Here is a 17,740-nt window from a genome sequence, read left to right as displayed (position 1 = left end):
CCATGCAGACCGCACAGCAGGACATGGCCGGACGGGTCGCCCTGGTCACCGGGGGAGGCGGCGGCATCGGCCGCGCCACCGCCCACGCCTTCGCCCGCCGCGGGGCACGGGTCGCCGTCCTCGACATCAACGGCGACCTGGCCGCGCAGACACTCAAGGAGATCAAGGCGATCGGCGGTTCCGCCGAGGTGTTCATCGTCGACGTGTCCGACGCGGAGTCCGTCGAGAGCGCCGTGGGCGCCGTGGTCGACCGCTTCGGCCGACTGGACTTCGCGCACAACAACGCCGGTGTGGAAGGCGAGGTGACCCGCCTCGCCGACGTCACCGAAGCCGACTGGAACCGTGTCATCGGCATCAACCTGACCGGCGTCTGGCTGTGCATGCGCGCCGAGATCAAGGCCATGAGCGCCAAGGGCGGCGCGATCGTCAACACGGCCTCCGCGTCCGGGCTGGTGGCGCGTCCGGGCGGCCTGTCGACCTAACGTTGCCAGCAAGCACGGTGTCGTCGGCCTGACCAAGGCCGCGGCGGTGGACTACGCCGCCGACGGCATCCGTGTCAACGCGGTCCTCCCGGGCCCGATCGCCACACCGTTCACCGAAGACCTGCCCCAGGAGATCAAGGACCAGCTCCTGTCCCTGACGCCGATCCGCCGGTTCGCGCAGCCCGAGGAGGTCGCCGAGTCGGTGGTGTGGCTGTGCAGCAACGCCGCCTCGTACTTGGCGGGCGCGGCCCTCGCGGTGGACGGCGTCGTCGTCGCCTTCTGACCGATCCCCCTTCGGAACCCAGCACGGCAGGAGGACGAATGAAATTCGCCATCGGATTCGCGACCATCGGAGCGTCGATGGAGCCGGGCGGGCTGGCAAGCCTCGCACGGACCGCGGAGGAACTCGGCTACGAGTCGATCTGGTCCGTGGAACATCCAGCCATCCCGGAGAACTACACCTCCGTCTACCCCTACAGCCCGACGGGCCGGATCGAGGCACCGTCGGAGGCTCCTCTCCCCGACCCCTTCACCCCGCTCGCGTACGCGGCAGCGGTCACCACGCGGCTGCGGCTGGCCACCGGGGTCTGCATCCTTCCGCAGCACCACCCGATCCAACTCGCCAAGATCTGCGGCACACTCGACACGCTCTCCCAGGGACGCCTGATGCTCGGCGTCGGGGTCGGGTGGCTGCGTGAGGAGTACCAGGCCCTCGACCGTGACTTCGACAACCGCGCGGCACGGGCGCGGGAGTCCGTGGCGGCGATGCGCTCGCTGTGGAGCGAGTCACCCAGCGAGTTCCACGGCCGGTTCTTCGACTGGCCGCCGATCTACTCCTCCCCGAAGCCGGTGCAGAAGGGCGGGGTCCCGATCCACGTGGGCGGCCACACCGAACTGGCCGCCAAGCGCGCCGCCCGCTACGGCAACGGGTTCTTCCCCGCCGTCCCCGGACCGGAGGCCATGGCGCCCCTGCTGGAGACGATGCGGGCCGAGTGCGACAAGCTCGGACGCGACTACGACGAGATCGAGATCAGCGCCGGCGCCACCCAGAACCTCACCGCCGACGTCGTACGCGGATACGAGGAACTCGGCGTCTCGCGCGTGTTCGTGGTTCCGAACGGCTCCTCCCAGGAAGAGGTGCGCGACGGGCTGGTCCGCTACGCAGAGACGGTCATGGCGGAGGTCGGCGCCGAGCAGCCCGAGGCGGTGGCGTCATGAAACTCGAGGAACTGGCCGACCGTCTCGAGATCATCGAGCTCTACGGCCGCTACGTGCACGCCGCGGACGCCAAGCGGGCCGACCTGCTCGACGAGGTGTTCCTGCCGGACTGCGTGATCGACTACACCGACGCCGGTCTGCCCGCCCCCTTCACCTGGGAGCAGGGCAGGGACGGTGGGTTCCTGACCGGCGAAGGCTTCGACCACGTCTTCCACATCTCGGTCAACCAGGTCATCGACTTCGAGGACGACGAGCGGACGATCGCGCACGTCAAGGCCAAGACGATCAACCCGTGGGCACGTCGCAACGACCAGGGCGAGGTCCGGGCCTTCCAGGTCCAGGGCTGGCACACCGACGTCCTGGTGAAGACCGGGAAGGGCTGGCGTTTCCAAAAGCGGCGGTGGACCACTGAGTGGGTCAGCGGCTGGTTCGGCGACGAGCTGCGCGTCTTCCGCGCCGCCGCAGAGATGATGGACTGAGATGGCCACCGCATCGGCGAGCAGCGCCGAACAGCTGCCCCGCGAACAGGCTTGGGTCATCCAGAAACCCTCGGTGGGCCACTACACGCCGGACTGCCTGCGCCTGGAGGAGCGGCCGCAGCGCCCCCTGGAAGAGGGCGAGATCCGGGTGGGCACCGTGTACCTCTCGCTCGACCCCTCATACCTCACGCAGTTGCGCCTGGGTGACGCGGCGTACGTCGTGCCCCTCGACGTCGGCGACGTGATGAAGGGCGTCGTCCTGGGTGTCGTCGAGGAGACGCGCGCACCGGACTTCGCGCCCGGCGACGTCGTCTCCGCGCTGGCGGACTGGTCGACGCATCCGGTCCTCACGACCGGTGCCGGAGGGCCGATTCCGCCGACCAGGATCGAGCGGCAGCCCGGGGTGCGGCTGAGTGCCCACCTGACCGTCTTCTCCCACATCGGCCTGGTGGCGATGATCGGGATGGGTGAGATCGCCAAGCCGGAGGCGGGCGAGACGGTCCTGGTCTCGGCTGCCGCCGGGGCGGTGGGGACGATCGCGGCACAGATCGCCCAGGCCTACGGCTGCCGGGTGATCGGGATCGCCGGCGGCGAGGAGAAGTGCCGGTTCCTGCTCGACGACCTCGGACTCGACGGTGCCATCGACTACCGCTCGGAGAGTGTGGACGAGGCACTGGGCCGACTGTGCCCCGAGGGTGTCGACGTGTACTTCGACAACGTCGGGGGCGAGATGCTCGACACCGTCCTACTCCACCTCGCGAAGCGGGCGCGCGTGCTGCTGTGCGGGGCGATGTCGCAGTACGACCTTCCCGATCCGTCCCAGCACTACGGGCTGAAGAACACGTTCCGCCTCGTGCTGGCCAGTGCCCGGATGGAGGGCTTCATCCCGCCGGACCACGTCGACCGCTACGAGGCGATCTTCGGTGAGCTGGGTCGGCTGTCCATGACCGGGGCCGTCCGGCACCGTCCGCACGTCGTGGCCGGCATGGAGCAGGTGGCGTCCGCGCTGCAGCTGCTCCTCACCGGCGGCAACCAGGGCAAGCTCATGGTTCAGGTGTCGCACGACCCGTGGGATGGCGTCTCCGGCTGACTTGGCGCGAACACAAGTTGCGCACTGAGGCGCCGCTGACCAACGGAGAGATGACCCGGGTGGTCAGCGGCGCCTCTACCTGTCCGTCACACGGGTGTGTCCGGCACACGGGTTCGGCGGCCGCGGTCACAGACTGCCGGGAACGGAACCGCGCCACGCGCGTTCGAGAAGGGCGCGCACCGCCGTCTCCTCCACGGGGGCCGGATTGGCGTAGGGGGAGGCCAGCACGCCGCGGGCCACGTCGTCGAGGGCGTCGTGGCGCAGTCCGAGATCGCGCAGCCGGGTCGGTGCCGCCATGGTCACGGCGAGCTCGTGCAGCGCGAGACCGGCCTCCGCGCCCGGCCTGCCCAGGGCCGTTGCGACCACGTCCGCGGCCTGCGGGGCGGCGCCGGCGTTGTAGGCGAGCACGTGCGGCAGCACGACTGTGTGCGCCGAGGCGTGCGACAGGCCGAGCCCACCGAGTACATGACACAGCTTGTGGTGCAGGGACATCGTGGTCGAGTCCAGGGCGGCCCCGGACAGCCACGCTCCGCGAAGGGCCTCCGACCGGGCCTCTGGATCGGTCGCGAGTCGTGGCAGGGCACCGATGATCCGCCGTACCGCCTCCCCCGCAACCAGGTCGGTCATGGGCGTGCGGTCCGGGGCGTAGAGCGCTTCCACCGCGTGCGCGAGGGCATTGAAGGCCGAGGGGACCGCCAGTACGGCCGGGAACGTGGCGAACAGGGCCGGGTCGTACAGGACGGTGCGCGGCGCGACCACGGGGTCGCGGCCGGTGCGCTTGACGCCGTCCCGGGATATGCCCCACACCCGGGTCATCTCAGAGCCCGAGTACGTCGTCGGAACGGCCACGATCGGGATGCCCAGGGTGAGCGCGACGGCCTTGGCCAGGCCGACCGCCGAGCCGCCGCCCACGGCCACGAGTCCGTCGGCCTCCGCGTCGGCACACTGGGCCCGCACCGCCTCGGCCTGCTCCACGGGAACGTGCATACGCGCGTCCTCGACGGCGGTCACCAGCCGGGAACTGAGAACGTCCGCCGTGCGCCCGGCATGGCGGGGGCCGGCGATTGCCGCCACCCTGGTCAGTCCGAGCCGGTCCGTCTCGGCCGCGAGGTCGTCGAGCGCGCCGTCACGGAAGACCACCCGGCCCGCTCGCTGCTCGTGGACGAACACGTCCTTCGGGAGGTCAGGCACCCTCATCCCTCCTCGGGTCGCAGGGCGATCTCGACATGCGCGTGCCGGAACGGCACGGGGAGGTCGTGCGCGGCGGCCAACTCGCCTCCGCTCACCTCCTCGAAGTCCAGCACCAGACTCTCTTTGACCCCGAACACCGCGTCGGAGTCCAGGTAGTCGGAGCCCGCGACGAACACATGGGTGGTCAGCGGCTGGTGGCCCTCGGCGCCGACGATGAAGTGGATGTGCGCCGGTCGGTAGGGATGCCGGGCAGTGGCTTCGAGCAGCTGCCCGACCGGGCCGTCGTCGGGGATCGGGTAAGCCGCGGGCAGGATCGTCCGGAAGTGGAACCGGCCCTGCTCGTCGCAGGTGAACAGGCCGCGCAGATTGCGGTCCGGGACCTCGCCGGGACGCTGGACGTCGTAGAACCCCTTCTCATCCGCCTGCCACACGTCGATGAGCGCCCCTCCGAGCGGGCGGCCGTCGGGACCGAGGACCTGGCCGGTGACCAGGGTGGGTTCGCCGCCCTCGGCGAGGGAGATGGAGTCGCCGAGGGCGCGCGGCGGGGAGTCGACCATGTGGAACGGGCCGAGCACCGTCGACTCGGTCGTCGTCGGGCCGGGGCCTGCGTGGTCGAGGGAGTCGACGAGCATCGACATGCCGAGGACGTCGGAGAGCAGTTGGAACTCCTGCCGTACGTCGGTGCAGGCGTGGCCGGTCCGGGTCAGGAAGTCGATCGCGGTGTCCAGTTCCGCCTGAGTGAGGTCGACTTCCTTCGCGAAGGCATGCAGGTGCTCGACCAGTGCGGTGATCACCGTACGCAGTCGTGCATCCGGCGTGTCGCTGAAGGCCTGGGTCACGACCTCGGCGGATCGCTCTGCGGAGAACAACGGGCGGCTACGGGGCGCTGGGGGCACGATGTCAGTCCCTCGGGTGTGCGGCGGTCGCGGCCGCCAGGGTGTTGGACAGCAGCATGGCGATGGTCATCGGGCCGACTCCGCCGGGCACGGGGGTCAGCAGGCCAGCGACCTCGGCGACGGCCGGTGCGTCCACGTCGCCGATCAGACCGTCGGGGGCGCGGTGGATGCCGACGTCGATCACGGTGGTGCCCGGGGCGACCGCATCGGCGCCGATGATCCCCGGCTTGCCGGCGGCCACCACGAGGACGTCGGCCGACCGGCACATCCCCACAAGATCGCGGGTGCGCGAGTGACACACGGTGACCGTGGCGTTCCGCTGCTGGAGCAGCTGTGCCATGGGCTGCCCCACGAGCACCGACCGGCCCACGACCACGGCGTGGGTTCCCTCCAGGGGAACGTCGTACGCGTCGAGGATCCGCATCACGCCGGCCGGGGTGCAGGGGCGCAGGCCTGGGCGCCCCTGGGCCAGAAGGCCGGCGCTCGTCGTGGTCAGGCCGTCGACGTCCTTGGCCGCCGGGATGCGCTCGACCAGCGTCGGTGCGTCCAGGTGCGCCGGGAGCGGCAGCTGGAGCAGGATGCCGGAGACGGCCGGGTCCGCCGCCAACTCGTCGATGAGCGCTGCGACTTCGGCCTGCTCGGCAGTGGCGGGAAGACGGCGGTGCAGGTCGAGCATGCCCGCCTCGACGCACAGCCGACGCTTGTTGCGGACGTACACCTCCGATGCCGGGTCGTCGCCCACGAGCACGGTGGCGAGTCCGGGCGTCGTACCGCCCGCGGCCCGGAACGCCGCCACTCCCTTCGCGACCTCTTCGCTCACCTGGCGGGCCAGGGCGGTGCCGTCGAGTCTTCCTGCAGTCATGCGTCGTCCTTCGAAGTGTCCCCGCGTCGGTCTGCCCAGCGGCCCGCAAAGATGTCTGACAGCTGACAGCCGACGATTGTCTGCCGTCGCACGCTAACCGACGCCTGCGTCCCGCGGCGGGCCTCGTACCTGGAGCAGGTACCGCTAACGCGTAGTTCTGCCCTATCTGGCGGTCCTGGGCCGGGCGCAGCATCCACGGGACTTCTCCGCAGGACTTCATCCAGGGAGAGGGAGCCGTTCACCGGTGCCGACCACAGCGTCGTACCGCACCGAGCCAGAGAGGTTCGACATGGCCGAGATGCCGCAGAGCAAGACCTTTCCCCACACCCCGTTCGTGCCGTACGACCCCATCGTCCAGTTCCACGAGACGGCGGCCTGGTGCTTCGGCGGCGACGCGGAGGCGTGGGAGTACACGGGCTGGCGGGACGAGGTGCTGGCCGCGACGACGACCGTGTCGCTGCACGGCCACCTGAACCCCTCGCCGACGCTGCGGCTGACCGGACCGGACGCGCTGGCCTTCCTGTCCAGTGTGTGCGTCAACAGCCTCGCCACCTTCCGGGTGGGCGCGTCCCGGCACGCGATCATGACGGACGATCAGGGCCGGGTCGCCGCGCACGGGATGCTGCTGCGGCTGGCCGAGGACGACTTCGTCACGTACTGGCTCTCGCCCTACCTGGGCTACCGGCTGGCGCAGCGCCCCGACCTCGATGTGACCGCCGAGGACCTCACCGGCCGGGTCTTCCTCTTCCAGCTCAGCGGCCCGCGTTCGCTGGAGGTGCTGGAGGGCGCCGCCGAGGAGAACCTGCACGACATCAAGTTCCTCCGGCACCGCCTGGCGACGATCGCCGGCGCGGAGGTCCGGGTCATCCGGATTGGCATGTCGGGCACCCTCGCCTACGAGGTGCACGGTCCGGTGGAACACGCCATCCCCGTGTACGAGGCGCTGATGGCGGCCGGCGAGGAGTACGGGATCCGCAAGATGGGCGTGCAGGCCTACATGTGCCAGCACACCCAAGGCGGCTTCGGGCAGATGTACTACCACTTCCCGCTGCCCTGGGGCGAGGACGAGAACCTCCAGGCGTTCTTCGCAGGCCTCGGCTTCCCGCCGATCGGCAAGGACCTGCGGCTGCACGGCAGCGCGGGTAAGGACCTGGACCGCCGGTACCGGACCCCGTACGAGCTGGGCTGGGGGCACATGGTCAAGTTCGACCACGACTTCATCGGGTGCGAGGCGCTGGCGCGGGAGGCCGCGGCGGCGGCCAGGACCATGGTCACCCTGGTCTGGAACCCCGAGGACATCGCCGATGTGTACCAGTCGCAGTTCCGCAAGGGCGCGGAGCACCCGTACATGAACATGCCCAATCACTTCATGTACGAGGTCGGCGACCGCGAGCACCAGCAGAGCCTGTGGGCGGACCGCGTCCTGGTGGGCGGGCGGGACGTCGGCACGTCGTCCGGCCGGTGCTTCAGCGTGCACTCCGGCGAGATGCTCTCGCTCGCCACGGTGGAGACCGCCGTCGCCGACGAGGGCACCGAGGTCGTCGTGCTGTGGGGCGATCCCGGCACCCGCCAGAAGGAAATCCGGGCCACCGTCGCCCGCTTCCCGTACCTCGTCGATCCGGTCCGCAACGAGAAGTTCGACGTGTCGACGATCCCGAGCAAGTACGAGCCGGCGGCGGCCGCCGCGGGCGAAACGCGTACTGCCAACGCGTAGTTCTGCGCTACGGCGCCATGCGGCAGGAATTCGAGGATCACCTCACCACCGGGTAATGACGGAAGGAAGACGATGAAGTCGTTGCGGGGCAAGGTCGCCGTCGTGACAGGAGCCGCGAGTGGTGTGGGCCTGGGCCTGGCCGAGAGGTTCGCGAAGGAGGGGATGAAGGTCGTCCTCGCCGATGTCGAGGACACGCCCCTGCAGGAGGCCGTCGAGCGGATCCGTGCCCGGGGCAGCGAGGCGATCGCGGTCCGTACGGACGTGCGCTTTGAGGAGGAGGTCCAGCGGCTGGCCGACGCGGCCGTGGAGGCGTTCGGCGGCGTGCACGTCCTGTGCAACAACGCGGGCGTCGAGACCGGCGCCGAGTTCTCCGCCATCGCGGCGGAGAGCTGGAAGTGGGTCCTGGACGTCAACCTCTGGGGCGTCATCCACGGCTGCCGGGTCTTCCTGCCCCTGCTGCGGCAGCAGGAGGAGGCGCACATCGTCAACACCGGTTCCGGTGCCTCCTTCTCGGCCCAGCTGCCGACCTTTGCCCCGTACATCACGTCGAAGTTCGCCGTCCTCGGTCTGAGCGAGAGCCTCGACATGGAGCTGCGGGCCAACAACGAATCCGTGCGGGTGTCGTTCCTCGCGCCGATCGCCAAGACCCGGATGCCGGAGGCGGAGCGCAACCGGCCCGAGAACGTTCCCTCCAGCGAGGGAGACGCGCTGCGCGGCAAGGTGCTGGACACGATTCGCGCGGTCACCGCCCAGATCGGGCTGGAGCCCGCGGAGTTCGCCGAGCTGGTCGTGGACGCTCTTCACGAGAACCGGTTCTTCGTCGTCGTACGCCCTGAGGACTCCGTAGCAGCGCTGGAGCAGCGCATCGCATGGCTGAAGGGCGGCCCGGCACCCGAGCAGGCCAGGCCGTGACCATCGACAAACTGCGCCTGCGGGTACGGGACCGCTTCGCCGCCTCGTCGACGGTGGCCGGGATCGTGCTGGAGCACCCGGAGGACGCCGCGTTGCCGGCCTGGGCTCCCGGCGCTCACCTGACGCTGCATCTGCCGACCGGTCTGGAACGCCAGTACTCGCTGTGCGGAGACCCGTCCGACCCCACCACGTACCGCCTCGGCGTGCTCCTCGAACCGGCCGGGCGCGGCGGGTCGGCCTGGGTGCACGAGCACCTGCACCTCGGTGAGCACATCACCGTCAGCGGGCCGCGCAACAACTTCGAGCTGGTCCCGGCCGCCCGCCACCACTTCATGGCGGGCGGCGTCGGGATCACACCGATCCTGCCGATGGTGCGGGAGTGCGTGGAGCGCGGAACGGACTGGCGGCTCACCTATCTGGGCCGGTCCCGTGAATCGATGGCGTTCCTCGACGAGTTGGGCCCGTTCGACGGGCATGTGCGTGTGCACGTCGACGAGGAGTCCGGCGTCGCCGACATCGAAAAGCTCCTCGACGGCGTCGACGAGGACTGTCTCATGTACGCCTGTGGGCCGGAAGGCCTGCTGCGGGCCGTGGAGGCCGCCATGACCTCTCGGCCGGCGGGGAGCCTGCGCGTCGAACGGTTCGCGCCCCGGGAGCCCGGCCCCTCCGTCGACCGGCCCTTCACCGTGACCTTCGCGAGCTCCGGGATCACGGCGGAGGTGCCCGCCGACGCGTCGATCCTCGACGTGGCCGAGCGGCACGGGCTGCCCGTCGACTACTCGTGCCGCGAGGGCACGTGCGGCACCTGCGAGACGGCGATCCTCCGCGGTCGGGCGGACCACCGGGATTCGGTGCTGTCGGCCGAGGAGAAGGGAATCGGCGAGACGATGCTGATCTGCGTCTCCAGGGCCCTGACCGCCGAGATCGCACTCGATCTCTAGTTCCGGAACTTGTGAGGAGAACACCCACCGATGGGCCAGACAGGTTTCGCCCAGGACCGCCTAGACCACTTCTGCGAGGTCGTCGAACGTGATGTGCGGTCAGGGCTCTACTACGGCGGCGCCTTCCGCATCGCGCGGGGCGGGGAGACCGCCCTGGACGTCGCGATCGGCCACGGCGATGCCGACGGCACCGTCCCGGTCCGCACGGACTCCGTCTTCTCAGTGTTCTCGGTGACGAAGGCGTTCATCAATGTCCTCGTGCTACGGGCCGTCGAGCGGGGCCAGTTCGGGCTGACCACCAAGATGGTCGACCTGGTGCCCGAGTTCGCCGGCCCGCCCCGGGACCGGGCCACGATCCTGCACTTCCTCACTCACACCACCGGCATGCCGGGTGTCTGGGAGCCGAAGGCCGGGCAGCCCTGGGACCGTCTGGACGAGACGTTCGCCGCCGTGTGCGAGCTGATCCACGGCACCAGCGAGCCCGGCACCCGGTGCGACTACGCGCCCATGGCCAACCACGCCCTGCTCGCCACGGCCCTGGTCCGCACCGACCCGCAGCAACGCTCCATCACCGAGATCCTGCACCAGGACCTCTTCGACCCGCTGGACATGCGCGACACGACTCTGGGCATCCGCCCCGAGTCCCGGGCCCGGCACCTCGTCCCCGACACGCGCGGCACCGTCCCGATCAAGGTGCTGTCCCACGAGAACGACGACGAGTTCGGGCTCTTCACCGCGGAGCGCAACGAGTGCACCTGGGCGGGCGCCTCTTCCACCTCGGGCGACCTGTTCCGTCTCGCCGAGATGCTGCGGGGCGAGGGCGCCCTCGGGGAGGCGCGCATCCTCTCCCCCCGGACCGTGCGCATGGCCCGTCGGGTGTGGACCGGGGACCTGCCCAACGAGCTGTACAAGGCGGTCGCCCTGCGCGCGGGCTACCCGCCGCCCCCGGCCAACATGGGCCTGGGCTTCAACGTCCGCGGCTCCGAGCTCGTCAACCACCAGCTCGGCACGCTCACTTCGCCGGAGACCTTCGGCAACTACGGTGCGGGCAGCATGGTCTTCTGGATCGATCCCGAGCTGGACATCACGTTCGTCGGCCTGACCGCCGGTCTGCTGCCCCAGGCCCGCAACATCGAACGCTTCGAACGACTCGCCGACATCGTCGTCGGCGCCGCCCTGTGACCCGGGAGCCACCGATGACCCTCACCGACGTGCCCTGGATCACCGCGGGCACCACCGATCTGCGCGAACTGGAAAAGGCCCGTGTCAAGAGTTGGATCGCGCGCAGCGACCGGGGTTACGAGGTGCTCAGGTACGGCCCCGGCCTGGGCGTCCTGGAGCACCCGTCCCTCCTCAAGGGCCCCTCGTTCCTGAAGCGGCTCGACGACCTGGGCATCGTCGACGGTGAGCTCCGCAGGTTCTGGAACCAGGTCGTCACCACCACCGAGGGCGATCAGCGCAAGCGGATGCGGGTGCCGCTGGCGAAACTCCTGCGGCCGATGCAGATCTCGAAGCTCAAGGACACCGTCCGGCAGACCGTCCACGACATCCTCGACGAGGTCGACGACCCCACCGACGTCGCTCTGCTCGACGGGCTCGCGTGGAAGATCCCCTCCCGCCTCTACTGCCACCTGGTCTCGGCCCCCGTCGAGCTGGCCCCGACGGTGGCCCGGCTCTCGGACAGCGTGCTCGGCCCGCTACTCAACAACGAACTCGACCGCAGGCAGGAGTTCATCGACGCCACCTGGGAGGCGATCGCTCTCGCCCGTGACCACATCGGGGCCCGGCGCCGGGACCTCGGGGACGACTTCACCTCGGCGATGATCAGGCAGGAGGAGGCCGGTGATCTGACCGAGGAGGAGGTCCACGCAGAAGCGGTGGCCATCCTGACGGCCAGCATCGACAACACGGTCCACCAGATCGGCATCACCTTCGGCAAGCTCCTCGAAGAGCCCTCCCGCTGGCAGGACGTCGTCGCCGATCCGGCGAAGATCCCCGCCGCCACCGAAGAGGCCATCCGACTGCGCCCGCGCTTCAACACGATCTTCCGGCTCGCCGCCGAGGACGTGGAGATCGACGGGTTCCCGATCGAAGCCGGCGCCTGGGTGTACGTGTCGGTCCGCGCCTCGCAACGGGACCCCGAGGTGTTCAACGACCCCGGGACCTGGCGCCTGGACCGTCCGACCGTGCGGCAGATGATGTTCGGCGCCGGCCCTTACAACTGCCTGGGCCAACACCTGGCGCGCCTGGAGATCAACGAAGCGGTGCTGGCCGTTGCCCAGCGCTTCCCGGGACTACGGCTCACCGAGGACTTCACGACCCGGGAGAACAACGCGGTTACGGAGGTCACACGTCTCCAGGTCTCGCTCGTCTGACTCCCCACTCCGTCAAAGATCTCCTCAAGGAAACGATCAATGACCATCACTTCCAAGGTCGCCGTGGTGACCGGTGCCGGACGCGGGATCGGCCGAGCCGTCGCCGCTCGGCTGTCCAAGGACGGCTTCCACGTCGTCGCGGCGGACCTCGACGCACAGGGCGCGCACGACTGCGCCGAAAGGGTACGGGATTCGGGCGGACAGGCCGAGGCCCTGGCCCTGGACGTCACCGACCGCACCGCCGTCCGGGCCGCGTTCGCCGACATCCACCAGCGCCTGGGACGTATCGACGCGCTGGTCAACAACGCCATGTGGATCAAGTACGCACCCCTCGTCGACTTCGACGAGGACGCCGTCGACGCGATGTTCGGCATCGGGGTGAAGTCCTCGATCTGGACCATGCAGGCCGCCATCCCCGTCATGAAGGCACAGGGCGGCGGAGCGATCGTCAACCTGTCCTCCCCAGCCGCCATACGCAGTGTTCCCGGCGGCGCCCTGTACTCGGCGGTCAAGGGCGCGGTCACCAGCCTGACCCTGCAGTCGGCGGGCGAACTGGGCCGGGACGGGATACGGGTCAACGCCGTCATGCCCGGCTCCGTGCCCACCGAGGGAGCCAGGGCCGTGGTCGACGACTCCGGGTTCGAACTCCGCAAGACCCGCACACCGGTGGGCCGCCTCGGCCGCCCCGAGGACATCGCCGCCGCCATCGCGTTCATCGTCTCCCCCGACGCCGACTTCGTCACCGGGCACGTGCTGGCGGCGGACGGCGGATTCAGCGTCACCTGAGCCAGGCGTCAACGGTGACGCCCACGAAGAAAGCAGATACTCATGAAGACTCATGCCTGGGTTGTCGCGGAAGCTTCCGTGGGCAAGTACGACCCCAAGTGCCTGCGCTGGGAGGAACGCGAAGTGCCTGAGCTGGCCGACGGTCAAGTCCTGGTCAGAACCACCCTGCTCTCCATCGACCCCACCTCCCGCAACTGGCTCAAGCTCGACCCCGAAACGACGCTCATCCCGATCGGCGTGGGCGACGTCATGATCGGCGCGGCCGTGGGAGAGGTGGTCGCATCACGCGTCGCGGGGTTCGAGCGGGGTGACCTGGTCAGCGGTCTGTGGGGCTGGGCGCGGTACTCCCTCGCCGACCCCCGGTACATCCAGCGCCACGACCGGGACGAACGCATCCCCGAAGAGGCGTATCTGTCCGTCTTCTCCCACGTCGGCCGGGCGGCCGCGATCGGCCTCGTCGAGATCGGCCGGCTCAAGCCCTCGGACACGGTCGTCGTCTCCGCGGCGGCGGGGGCGACCGGGTCGCTCGCAGTGCAGATCGCCAAGGCGAGGGGCTGCCGGGTCATCGGCATCGCCGGCGGGGAGCGCAAGTGCCGCCAGATCGTGGAGGAGTTCGGAGCCGACGACGCCATCGACTACCGGACGGCGGACGTGCGAGCGGCTATCGCCGAGAAGTGCCCGCAGGGTGTGGATCTCTTCTTCGACAACGTCGGCGGCCCGATCCTCGACGCTGTTCTGGCGAACATGGCGTGGAACTGCCGGATCGTCGTCTGCGGCGCGATGTCGCAGTACGACCTCTCGGGCCCCGAAGCGGCGTACGGCCTCACCAACGTCCCGCTCCTGCTGTACAAGTGCGCCCGCATGGAGGGCTACGTGGCCGCCGCGTACGCCGACCGCTACGAGGAGTTCGACGCCGTCCTGCGCACTCTGTACCTCGACGGTTCCCTCACCGCCCGCTCTCACATGATCCAGGGCTTGGAGAACGCACCGGACTCGATCTCTCTGCTGCTTGACGGCAGCAATGAGGGAAAGCTCATGGTGAAGGTCTAGAAGCCCACCGCGGCGGGGCCAGTCCGCTGTCCCCGCCGCCTGGTTGCTACGGCTCATCTCCGGCTCACCCGCCCCAGTAACCCTGCCAGACGGTCAGCGCTCTGCGGCGTTTCGGTGGCGCCCTCCCTTCTTGGCATTGCCGAAGCGGACCCGCAAGGTCTCGAGGAGCTACCGATAGGTGGGCGTCATCGTTCTACGCCCGCCGAGCGAAGCGCGACGTTGGTGACGAACTTTGCGATCGAGTCGTTCACGACCGCCTCTGCCTCGTCCATGATGAAGTGCCCGGCATCGCGAATGAGAACGGCTCGGAAGTCCGCGATGCGACCGGCAAGATCGTCCAGGTATGGCGTGGAGGTCTCGTCGCTGCGAACACGACGCATCGGGGTTGCGGCGTCGACGTAGGTCGCCTGCAGGGCGAGTACGGGAACGGTCGGCCCGATGCGGTCGATCGCAGCGTCGAACTGGTTGAGTCCCAGTGCTCGATGGCCTGACCGTAGCTCATGAACTCCGGGGCGGGCGTGCGGTCCATTTCCGCGAGCATCTTGGCGCGGCCCTTCGCGTCCGGGTCGGTGTGCAAGGCAGCGAAGGCGCTGCGCACGAAGCCCTTGAACTGCTCGTCCGTAAGATCAGACACGTCAGTGAGATCGGCCATCCTGCTCCCATCGAGGAGAACGACCCCGAGCGTGCGATCCGGCCGGTCTGCGGCTATCTGCAGCGCAACGCGGGAACCGAGGCTGTGACCGGCCACAACGACATCTCTGAGGTCGAGCGTGTCGATGAGGTCCTCGATGTCACGCGCCGACTGGTCGACGCTGAAGTCCACATACTCGCCTGAGGATTCGCCATGACAGCGCTGATGCGCGGCGATCACGGTGAACCGATCGCTCAGCCTCGTCTCCCGAGCCGTCGTCGTCGCCACCGGCATCACCGAAGACGGCAATCGCGAGGTCCTAGGGCGGCCTCCGACTACCTCAGTGATGAGGACTATGACCAGCTCGCTGATGACTGGGCCGAGAAGGCAAGAACCGCTCCTACCTGAAGATATGAGGGCCGGGCCCCCTTCCGTGCTAAGCCCGGTGGATTCTGTATCCGGGTCCCATGCGAACTCGGGAAGGAGGCCCGGGAGCCGACCAAGGCGGTGGGATCAACGTCAACAGGAAGCCGTCAGCCGGTCCTGTTTTGCCAGGGCGGTGTGCGGCGAGTTGTGCCCGCACAGGTACACGTGCTCGGCAAGGCGTAGGGGAAAGGGATCAAGTGCCGGGGGCGGTCCGCGCGTGCCGTGCCGGATCGATCGGGTGTGGCATACGTCAGTTGTTCGCGGGCACGTAGTTCGCGGGCACGCCGGTGGCGCGGCGCATGAAGGCGTCGAAGGTGCGGTTGGGCAGCGTGTTGTGCAGGAAGATCATGGGCTTGGCGCCGAAGCCGACGGCGTAGCGCGTCTTGGGCCGGCGTGCCCGGACGGACTTGACGATGGTCTTGGCGATCAAGTCCGGCGAGGACAGGCGGCGTTCGTTGGCCTCCGAACTGAGCGAGTCGGCCACGGCGTTGGCCTGCGGGGCGTACGGGCCGGTGCCGGAGACGGCCCGGGCCTTCTGCGCGGCGATGCCGCCCCACTCGGACTTGACCCCGCCCGGTTCGATCACCACGACGTCGATCCCGAAGGGCTTGAGCTCCATGCGCAGGCAGTCGCTGAGCGCTTCCAGCGCGTACTTCGTGGCGTGGTACCAGCCTCCCAGTGAGGTGCACATGCGGCCACCCACCGAGGTGATGTTGACGATGGTTCCCGAGCGCTGCGCCCGCATGTGCGGCAGGACAAGCTGGGTCAGGCGCGCCGCGCCGAACACGTTGACCTCGAACTGTTCCCTGGCCTCCTGCAGGGGGACGTCCTCGACGGCGCCGTAGGAACCGTAGCCGGCGTTGTTGACGAGGACGTCGAGCCGGCCGGTGTCGGCGATGAGCTTCTCGACGCCTTCCCGCATGGAAGTGTCGTCGGTGACGTCCATGGCCAGCAGCCGGATCCCCTGCTCGGTCAGGTGTTGCATGCGCTGCACACGCCGCGCCGCGCCGTAGACGGTGTAGCCGGCCTCGCGCAGCTTGAGCGCGGTGGCCTCGCCGATCCCCGACGAAGCTCCGGTGACGAGTGCGACCTTGCGGGTCATGGTGGCGATCCTTTCGGTGGACGTGGTGACCTTTCGCCGTGAACGCTAGAAGTGGATCTGCGGCCAGGCACTAGCGTGGTGCGCCAACTCACTTGCATATGACGCCAGCTTTCGGCGGCGCGTTTGGCGAGAGGAATGGCGCCATCTGTTGGTGACAGGCCTGTCGGCGGCCGTTACGCTCCCGTCGTGAGCACCGGACGATTCACCCTGGATCCCAGCATCAAAGCCCTGCTGAAGGACCTCGGCGTGTCATCCACCCGGGTGCTCCGGCGCGCCCAGCTGCCTGCCGACCTGTTCGGCCGCGGCCCGGTCGACCTCCCCCTCGAGGAGTACTTCCGGCTGTGGGAGGCGCTCGACGCCGAGAGTGGCGATCCGGACCTGGCTGTCGCGATCGGCCGGTCGATCTCGGTCGAGATGTTCAACCCGCCGATCTTCGCCGCCCTGTGCAGCCCCGACCTGCGGACCGCAGCTGAGCGCATCGCCCTCTACAAGCCCCTCATCGGCCCCCTGCACCTGCGGCTCGACAACGGCGACGAAGGCTTGACGATCAGCTTCCGGTGGCCGCCGGACACGCCCCCGCCGCCCCAGCTGGCCGCCGCCGAGATGGTGTTCTGGGTCGCTCTGGCCCGGATCGCGACCCGCCACGACGTCCGGCCGGTCCGGGCCGTCGATCCCTGGCTGCCTGCCGAGCACGCCGGCCTGGACGACTACCTCGGCGTAGAAGTCCACAAGGGACAGACGCACGCGATCACCTTCGCGCCCGCCGACGCGAACCGCCCGTTCCTCACCGAGAACGAGCAACTCTGGCGGTTCTTCGCCCCGGAACTCCGCCGACGCCTGTCCGACCTGCAGGCGACGGCCAGCGTCGCCGAGCGGGTGCGGGCCGCGCTGCACGAAACACTTCCCGCCGGCGGCAGCTCCATGACCGCGGTCACCCGTCACCTCGCCGTCAGCAACCGCACCCTGCAACGACAACTGCAGCTCGAAGGAACCAGCTTCCAGGAAATCCTCGCCACGACCCGCGAAAACCTGGCCCGCCACTACCTCGGCAACAGCACCATGCGCATCGCCGAAATCGCCTACCTACTCGGCTACGACGACACCAACTCCTTCTACCGCGCCTTCCGCACCTGGACCGGAACCACCCCCGACGCCCTCCGGACCGCAGCAGTCGCCGGAGTCTGAATGGGCCGTCGCGGGACCTCGACCGGCTCGCTCATGCGGCCCATCGGATCGCGAGCGACGAGATGGCGGCGGAGTCATCAACGAGTACAGGCACGCCGCGTGAGGTGCCGCGATGACTTATCGAGCGGCGCATGATCGGGCGACCTCGTCCACCTTCCGGGAGCAGGGTGCCGACCTGGCCTGTCACTCCGCGGGGCTCGGAACCTCCGGTACCGGGAGCAGGCGTCGCAGCAAGGACTCCTCCAGTTCGATCAGGATGGCCTCATTGCCGGCGGCGGAACTCGGCAGGGTGCGCCACAGAACGAGCTGACCGTGCAGGGCGGTCCACAGGTGGACACCCAGGTCCTGCGCCTCGGCCCGACGGCCGGGGACCACTTCGGCGAGGTAGGCGTGGTCGGTG

The 17,740-nt window shown here is 69.3% G+C and carries 19 protein-coding genes; 13 read left to right on the top strand and 6 right to left on the bottom strand.

The annotated features are described in order from the left end of the window. Positions 1-2 precede the first annotated feature (2 nt). From ACYUED_RS37455 to ACYUED_RS37435, 5 genes are read left to right on the top strand one after another with little or no spacing between them, the layout of a single operon-like run. Positions 3-482 carry an SDR family NAD(P)-dependent oxidoreductase gene (locus tag ACYUED_RS37455; RefSeq protein WP_306790945.1) on the top strand — a complete coding sequence of 160 codons (480 nt, stop codon included), beginning with the start codon at positions 3-5 and terminating at the stop codon, positions 480-482. A gap of 46 nt (positions 483-528) precedes the next feature. Then, a complete protein-coding gene (locus ACYUED_RS37450) occupies positions 529-765 on the top strand; it encodes an SDR family oxidoreductase (RefSeq protein WP_306790946.1) in 237 nt (78 codons plus the stop codon). Positions 766-803: 38 nt separating this feature from the next. Continuing rightward, a complete protein-coding gene (locus ACYUED_RS37445; RefSeq protein ID WP_046915469.1) occupies positions 804-1,700 on the top strand; it encodes an LLM class F420-dependent oxidoreductase in 897 nt (298 codons plus the stop codon). Beyond that, positions 1,697-2,179 (top strand): nuclear transport factor 2 family protein, encoded by a 483-nt coding sequence (locus tag ACYUED_RS37440; RefSeq protein ID WP_046915468.1) that lies wholly within the window; start codon positions 1,697-1,699, stop codon positions 2,177-2,179. The genes ACYUED_RS37445 and ACYUED_RS37440 overlap by 4 nt, the downstream gene beginning before the upstream one ends. Before the next feature lies 1 nt (position 2,180). Continuing rightward, complete coding sequence (locus ACYUED_RS37435) at positions 2,181-3,269, top strand: NADP-dependent oxidoreductase (RefSeq protein WP_050399393.1); 1,089 nt, start codon at positions 2,181-2,183, stop codon at positions 3,267-3,269. Positions 3,270-3,395: 126 nt separating this feature from the next. On the opposite strand, the gene ACYUED_RS37430 is transcribed toward ACYUED_RS37435, so the two are convergent. From ACYUED_RS37430 to folD, 3 genes are all read right to left on the bottom strand, one after another. Then, positions 3,396-4,460, bottom strand: a complete 1,065-nt coding sequence (locus tag ACYUED_RS37430; RefSeq protein WP_233443629.1) for a maleylacetate reductase — start codon at positions 4,458-4,460, stop codon at positions 3,396-3,398. Between the two features lie 2 nt (positions 4,461-4,462). Continuing rightward, positions 4,463-5,299 carry a dioxygenase family protein gene (locus ACYUED_RS37425; protein WP_233443630.1) on the bottom strand — a complete coding sequence of 279 codons (837 nt, stop codon included), beginning with the start codon at positions 5,297-5,299 and terminating at the stop codon, positions 4,463-4,465. Between the two features lie 61 nt (positions 5,300-5,360). Continuing rightward, a complete protein-coding gene (folD, locus tag ACYUED_RS37420; RefSeq protein ID WP_046915465.1) occupies positions 5,361-6,218 on the bottom strand; it encodes a bifunctional methylenetetrahydrofolate dehydrogenase/methenyltetrahydrofolate cyclohydrolase FolD in 858 nt (285 codons plus the stop codon). A 244-nt stretch (positions 6,219-6,462) separates the two neighbouring features. Here folD and ACYUED_RS37415 point away from each other — a divergent pair, with 244 nt between their 5' ends. The 7 genes from ACYUED_RS37415 to ACYUED_RS37385 all read left to right on the top strand — a co-directional run bounded on the left by ACYUED_RS37415 (position 6,463) and on the right by ACYUED_RS37385 (position 13,996). Then, positions 6,463-7,932 carry a hypothetical protein gene (locus ACYUED_RS37415; RefSeq protein ID WP_050399394.1) on the top strand — a complete coding sequence of 490 codons (1,470 nt, stop codon included), beginning with the start codon at positions 6,463-6,465 and terminating at the stop codon, positions 7,930-7,932. 72 nt (positions 7,933-8,004) lie between these two features. Continuing rightward, positions 8,005-8,844 carry an SDR family NAD(P)-dependent oxidoreductase gene (locus tag ACYUED_RS37410; protein ID WP_046915464.1) on the top strand — a complete coding sequence of 280 codons (840 nt, stop codon included), beginning with the start codon at positions 8,005-8,007 and terminating at the stop codon, positions 8,842-8,844. Next, positions 8,841-9,785, top strand: coding sequence for a PDR/VanB family oxidoreductase (locus tag ACYUED_RS37405; protein ID WP_046915501.1), 945 nt, complete (start codon positions 8,841-8,843; stop codon positions 9,783-9,785). The genes ACYUED_RS37410 and ACYUED_RS37405 overlap by 4 nt, the downstream gene beginning before the upstream one ends. 30 nt (positions 9,786-9,815) lie before the next feature. Then, positions 9,816-10,967, top strand: coding sequence for a serine hydrolase domain-containing protein (locus ACYUED_RS37400; RefSeq protein WP_046915463.1), 1,152 nt, complete (start codon positions 9,816-9,818; stop codon positions 10,965-10,967). 14 nt (positions 10,968-10,981) lie between these two features. Then, the gene (locus tag ACYUED_RS37395) at positions 10,982-12,160 is read left to right on the top strand and encodes a cytochrome P450 (protein WP_050399396.1); all 1,179 of its coding nucleotides are present in this window, start codon (positions 10,982-10,984) and stop codon (positions 12,158-12,160) included. 39 nt (positions 12,161-12,199) lie between these two features. Continuing rightward, the gene (locus tag ACYUED_RS37390; protein WP_046915462.1) at positions 12,200-12,946 is read left to right on the top strand and encodes an SDR family NAD(P)-dependent oxidoreductase; all 747 of its coding nucleotides are present in this window, start codon (positions 12,200-12,202) and stop codon (positions 12,944-12,946) included. 42 nt (positions 12,947-12,988) lie between these two features. Continuing rightward, positions 12,989-13,996, top strand: coding sequence for an NADP-dependent oxidoreductase (locus ACYUED_RS37385; protein ID WP_063778526.1), 1,008 nt, complete (start codon positions 12,989-12,991; stop codon positions 13,994-13,996). Positions 13,997-14,243: 247 nt separating this feature from the next. On the opposite strand, the gene ACYUED_RS37380 is transcribed toward ACYUED_RS37385, so the two are convergent. Further along, complete coding sequence (locus ACYUED_RS37380; RefSeq protein WP_159026150.1) at positions 14,244-14,915, bottom strand: alpha/beta fold hydrolase; 672 nt, start codon at positions 14,913-14,915, stop codon at positions 14,244-14,246. Between the two features lie 388 nt (positions 14,916-15,303). Beyond that, entirely contained in the window at positions 15,304-16,155 is an 852-nt protein-coding gene (locus tag ACYUED_RS37375) for an oxidoreductase (protein WP_046915459.1), read from the bottom strand. Between the two features lie 186 nt (positions 16,156-16,341). On the opposite strand from ACYUED_RS37375, the gene ACYUED_RS37370 reads away from it, so the two are divergent. Further along, positions 16,342-17,340 carry an AraC family transcriptional regulator gene (locus tag ACYUED_RS37370; RefSeq protein ID WP_046915458.1) on the top strand — a complete coding sequence of 333 codons (999 nt, stop codon included), beginning with the start codon at positions 16,342-16,344 and terminating at the stop codon, positions 17,338-17,340. 183 nt (positions 17,341-17,523) lie between these two features. On the opposite strand, the gene ACYUED_RS37365 is transcribed toward ACYUED_RS37370, so the two are convergent. Beyond that, positions 17,524-17,715, bottom strand: coding sequence for a hypothetical protein (locus tag ACYUED_RS37365; protein WP_050399397.1), 192 nt, complete (start codon positions 17,713-17,715; stop codon positions 17,524-17,526). Between the last annotated feature and the right edge of the window lie 25 nt (positions 17,716-17,740).

The sequence above is a fragment of the Streptomyces sp. DF42 genome (assembly GCF_058267695.1).
The sequence above is the reverse complement of the archived record's forward strand: the minus strand, read 5'-3'. Positions and strand labels throughout refer to the sequence as shown.